The organism is Citrobacter sp. R-1.5.2 (assembly GCF_035064245.1).
Taxonomy (GTDB): domain Bacteria; phylum Pseudomonadota; class Gammaproteobacteria; order Enterobacterales; family Enterobacteriaceae; genus Citrobacter.
On sequence record NZ_JASEYC010000046.1, the window covers coordinates 1 to 5,287 of the forward strand.

Consider the following 5,287-nt stretch of genomic DNA (forward strand, 5'->3'; position numbering starts at 1 on the left):
AATATCCCAAAAGAAACTGGTCATGTCAGCACACCAAAGGATCCTCGCCGGATCCTTTGGTTTTTCTCAGCCACAATTGCTTAACGTGAGTTTTCGTTCCACTGAGCGTCAGACCCCGTTAACAACTGGATAGGATTCTGGATCTTCATTCTGTTTGCGGTACTGGCCTCGGCCATCTTCTTCTGGCGTATACCCCAGGATACCTTTGATAACGGCTCATTGTGGTGGTTTGCCAGTATTAACAGCAGTTTTATCGACCTCATGCCGGCAACGGGCACACCGAAAATCTATGACGTCCATTACTGGTATGCCCCCACACAGACGCACATGGTTCTGAAAATGACGCTGCCACAGATTTACGGCGATGCGTATCAGGATGTGCTGGCTGTAGACCGGCACGGCAGCACGGTCACCGTCCGTGATGAAGAGGGCAATATCGGGCTGTATTCACCGAAGGAGCTTATCACCGGCGATGTACAGTTGTTTCAGCGCGAGGAGAGGGAAGTCCGGTCCGGTGACCTGCTGAAATTTACGCTCACGGACCGCGAGCAGGGACAGACCGGTAACCAGCGTTATACCGTGGAGTCTGTCAGCGAATCAGGGGATATCCGCCTGACGTCAGAAAAAGGCCGCATTATCATTAACCCGAAGGCGGTCCGTGCTCAGCAGCATATCGACTATGGCTGGGCGGTGACGGGTTACGGCGCACAGGGGGCGAGCACGGATTACGTTATTTCACTGGAGGGTACGGACGCCGGGCGTAAGATGCTGGCCACTCGTCGGGCCTTCTATATTTCCGCATCGCGTGTGAAGGAGCATGTGCAGATTTATACCGACGGGAAAGCGGACTGGGTCCGGGCGGTGAAAACCCCGGAACGTGATATCAAAACGGCCCATGATGCGCTGGCCCCGGAGACGCAGCGTAAACAGGCGAAAGCCATCTGGTCAATGGGGCAGCCCGTCAGTAAGACCGCCATCGGGCGGGCCTGGCTGCGGCATCAGGGAATGCAGGAGACGTCGCTGACGGCGAAAATTATCCCGGCGACGCGACGCTTCCCGGAGCCCGCACTGGCCCTGCCTGTTTACGACAACAACGGTAAAGGTGCCGGTCTGGCATTGGTCTCACTGGTTGCCAGCCCGGAGGGGAGACTGACGCAGGGTGACACCCGGATGGTGATGAGTGAGCGGGGGCGCGGGGCGCTGCTGCAGCGAAGCCGGTCGGGTCACACCCGTGTGGTCGGTGAACTGGCCGCCGCGCTCGACGCTGTCCGTACTCATCCGCAGGACGGTGTGGTGTGGCAGACCGGGGATGAATCCGTGGCGGCTCAGTTGCTCAAAATCAGTGGTGGCGAGCGTCGGGAGGTCGAAGAAAGCAGAGTGCAAATCATCAGCCAGAGAGACAGCGAAATTGCCCTGCCCGGGACGGACAATTTACGGAATGAAGAGAGCCCCCCGGTGGACATCAGTACGGTAAAAGAACAGGAAGCAGAGCGTCGTCACGCAGAAGAAAATCTGGCCATCAGCGCAGCAAAAGCAGGCAGCGAAACAGCGGAACAGATACCTGGCAGGATTGTTTTCCCCGCCGAAGAGGAATTGAATGTCAGAGCCTCTTTTAACGATATGCAGGGGCAACAGGGTGAGCCTGAACCGGACCAGAATACACTCAGAAGGATTGCGGGCGGAGAGGGAAACTCTGACAGTGATTTCGCAAGAATACGACGTACCGATAAGGAGCACGATGCGGGACGCGTTGCTGAGGTTTCCGGTGTCTCCCGTCAGGTGACTGAACTTGCCCGTAATGAGCGGGATATAGCACGGCAGACAGACACGCAGGAACGTGGCCGGATGCCGGAACACGAAGAACAGACCCTCAGCCGTACCATCCAGAAAGAACGTTAATCCAGCCTCTACCACAATGAAATCAGGCATATGCAAATGAAAAGCACAAGCAGAACAGTTTTAGCCTCACTAATAGTTACAACATTCATTATTTCTGGTCCGACAGCACGCGCAGCAACCCCTCAGCCGGTGTTCACACCGGCGCAGGAGGCCAGAATTGGCGAAGTGGCCGCAGACTACCTCGTCGCCCATCCGGAGGTACTGGTTAACGTCAGCCAGAAACTGCAGGAAAGGCAGATGCAGGCCATGACGGCGGCTGTCGCTGAGCATCAGGGGGCACTGCTGGATGATAAAGGCACCCCGTCGTATGGTCCCGCTGATGCGCAGGTGACGGTCGTCGAATTCTTCGATTACCAGTGTATCTACTGTGCCCGACTGGCTCCGGTGCTCCAGAAAGTCATGGCGGCCAACCCGGACGTGCGTTTTGTGTTCAAGGCACTCCCGATATTTGAGACGCGCTGGCCGGAATCCGGGCGTGCAGCGAAAACCGGGCTGCAGATATGGTGCAGAAAGGGGCTGATGCCTGGCTTCACTATCACAACACACTGTATGCCACCGGCCATAACGAGGGCCGGCTGACGGATGACGATATCCGTGCGGCGGCAACCGCCGTGAATTTCGACGCCGGGCAGGCGGCTGATGTACAGGGCACGCTGGACGGAATTCAGACGCTGGCGCAGCAACTGGGCTTCAGCGGGACGCCTGCCCTGGTGGTACTTCCTTCTGCCGGGGCCCGTGCCGGCAGGGTGACCGTCATCCCCGGACTTACCCGCGCAGATACCCTGCAGAGGGCAATTAATACCGCCGCGGGTAATCCGAAACCGTAATCATCAGGCGCGGCCAGCCGGCCGCATGACACAGGCCAGGGACCGTGTCGCCCGGGGGCACAACGGTCCGGTCAGATAAGGAAAGAGCATGTCAGAAGACAACCGAGACAGTCAGAAAGAAAACGAAGAAGCCTGCGCAATTTTAAAAAGAGCGCTAAGAAACCTGGTGGGGCAGGGCATTATCCGTTCACGTGATGACCTTATCCGCATTTGCGCCCTGGCGCTTCCTCAGTCAGACCAGAGGTCTGACCCTGCGGCGGGCGCTGCGATGTTTTCTCTTTCCCGTCTGTCCCTTTTCTTTGCTGTCGATCCTGCGGTATCCCACCATGATCCGGGATCATTTCGTATGGCAAATTCAGGTGTGAGAAGGTAGAATGTCAGCGTCTTCAGGTGTCTTGTGGTGGGGCAGTCTGTTGATTCAGTTTAGTTTTGTGACCTGACCCCAGTTTATGTGGGCGGCTTTGTGGTGAGGCTGGCAGGTGGCAGAACGTTTTTCGGAAGAAATGCGGACTTCCGGAAGCAGGAACATGGACGGGAGCGTGTCCGGAAAGACGCTCAGGAGCAGGTGACGGGGAGTTCCCGGAGCCTGAATGCACAAACCCCCCGAAATCTGTACGAAACTTGGCGGAATCATCAGATATCAGGGGGTCCAAAAGCAGGCGCGTGGCCTGTGAAGGATTATAACGCATGCACCATAGAAAACAACACCCGGCCGCCATAAGAACAGGCCGGCGTGAATGAAATACTGATCCCCCGCGCCGACAGGCGTGCCCGTGGCCTTCATTCCACGGCCTGTAAATGCCCGGCCCCGGTCTATATCCGGCCGTCGCACTACAAACCCTTAAGCCGGGAGCACGGTCGTGCCCTGCGTAACCTGATGAGCCGGGATAAAACCACCGGTCAGTGGGTGGTGCGCCGCCGGGTTTCTGCCGATCCCGTCTTTGTGTTCCTGCGTAATACTGCCGGCCGCCGGCGGGCATTCCGTCCGGAGCGCCGGCAGCTGCTGGATGCGCTGTTCATCCTGTTCATCAACAAAGTCGATCTGGCCACCAGTGTGGTGACCATCAATGTCTCCGCCCTGGCGGCCGCGCTCAGCCCGCGGGATGCGGATGACCACATCATTGCGGAGCAGGCTGTGACAACGTCACGCGTTTCGCGCCTGATCCACGAACTGGAGCGCTTTGGGGTGGTCAAATGCCCGCCGGCGGAATGGGACTGCGTGAACGGCTGCCGTTTTCCGAAACACGTCATTATCACTGACGCAGGCTGGCAGCTGACCGGGGTGAACATGGACAGGCTGCGCGCGGAGCAGGAGATGCGTCTTCAGGCCATCGACGATGGCCAGCTGAAGCCCGGCGAAACCCTGTCCCTGAAAGCCGCCCGTCGCCGCTGGTACGAACGCTGCCGGCATCAGACCCTTCTCAGCCGCCGGACCCGGGCCATCGAAGGTAAAATGCGTCAGAAACTGTCTGACCTGCCTTTTGATGAACGCAAGCGCCAGGTGTCAGAGCAGCTCTGGCGCAGTCTGAAGGGCCGGACGCAGCACCTGACGCCCCGCCAGTTTGAGAAAATGGTCTGGTCACAGCTGTACCAGCTGGAACTGGTCGACCTGGCCATTCCGGGCGCTTCCCCGCCGCACTGACCCCTTTTCTGGTTTATCCGCCTGACGGCGGAGGCCTTCTCACGTCCCGACATTATCCCTGCCTGTTTTATGAACACCTGCCCCGTGAATGCCTCCCTTTTTCTGCGACAGCCTGCACGATATCCCGGCGGGGATGTCATACCGTCCCGTTTATCCACAAATACCCGCAAACAGGGAAAAGCAGTTACCTGCAACTGACATCCACATACCTGCAAAATATTCAGGGTTTCACCCTTTACTTATATTCATAAAAGAGACCTCCTGTTCACTGCATAACTTCCGTGGATAACGGGGAAAACCGGTAATGCCTTCGCATGCAGCGGCCCCCGGCCGCGCGCTCAGAAAAAAGACAAAAGTACCTCCCGTCGCCAAGCGCCGGGCCCCGGTGGCGCAAAAAGCCACCCCAGTGCACACCCCTTACCCCTGCCAAACCGACGCCGCCCCGGCCCAAAGGGCCGGAACACCCCCGCTTTGTAAGGGATGTTGTAACTAGAATTCAGTGTCGCTGTGGGTGGTGCTGCTGACAGTTTTCCGTACACGCCCGTAAGCGGCCCTAACGGCCCGCTAACGCGGAGATACGCCCCGACTTCGGCCATGCCTTGTCGTGACCACTCCGACGGCGCAAATCATCAACCGGAGTAGCTTTTAGTGGATTTGGCTTTGCAGGGAATGGGGTGGGCAAGGCAGAAACTATCAATCCGTAACGGCTGCGCCGGTCACGACGCCTCCCACCGACTGCGCTCAGTGTGACTCCTGCTGGCGTCTCCATGCCGCTACGCGGCATAATGAGCATGCGCCGTAATTTTGAACAGATTCGCAGTGGAGAAAACAGGATGGACTATTCAGGGGTCGTCTCAGAAAACGGAATCTATGGTCACTCCCGTTTTTGCAACACCGATTTTGACGACAAGTTGGCTTG

Annotated in this window: 2 protein-coding genes and 2 pseudogenes; all 4 read left to right on the forward strand. The window is 57.8% G+C overall.

From position 1 onward, the window contains the following. Nucleotides 1-360 precede the first annotated feature (360 nt). Nucleotides 361-1,899: pseudogene (locus QMN38_RS26250) on the forward strand (conjugative transfer relaxase/helicase TraI domain-containing protein); the annotation flags it as partial. A gap of 36 nt (nt 1,900-1,935) precedes the next feature. Further along, nucleotides 1,936-2,726 (forward strand): annotated as a pseudogene (locus QMN38_RS26255) (DsbA family protein). Between the two features lie 88 nt (nt 2,727-2,814). Beyond that, nucleotides 2,815-3,099, forward strand: a complete 285-nt coding sequence (locus tag QMN38_RS26260; RefSeq protein ID WP_323606379.1) for a hypothetical protein — start codon at nt 2,815-2,817, stop codon at nt 3,097-3,099. A gap of 360 nt (nt 3,100-3,459) precedes the next feature. After that, a complete protein-coding gene (gene repA, locus QMN38_RS26265) occupies nt 3,460-4,368 on the forward strand; it encodes a plasmid replication initiator RepA (protein WP_137366871.1) in 909 nt (302 codons plus the stop codon). Nucleotides 4,369-5,287: the final 919 nt, after the last annotated feature.

What these genes read in the sequence shown, in the direction of transcription:
- QMN38_RS26260 (WP_323606379.1), top strand. Translation starts at nt 2,815, where the DNA reads ATGTCAGAAGACAACCGAGACAGTCAGAAAGAAAACGAAGAAGCCTGC.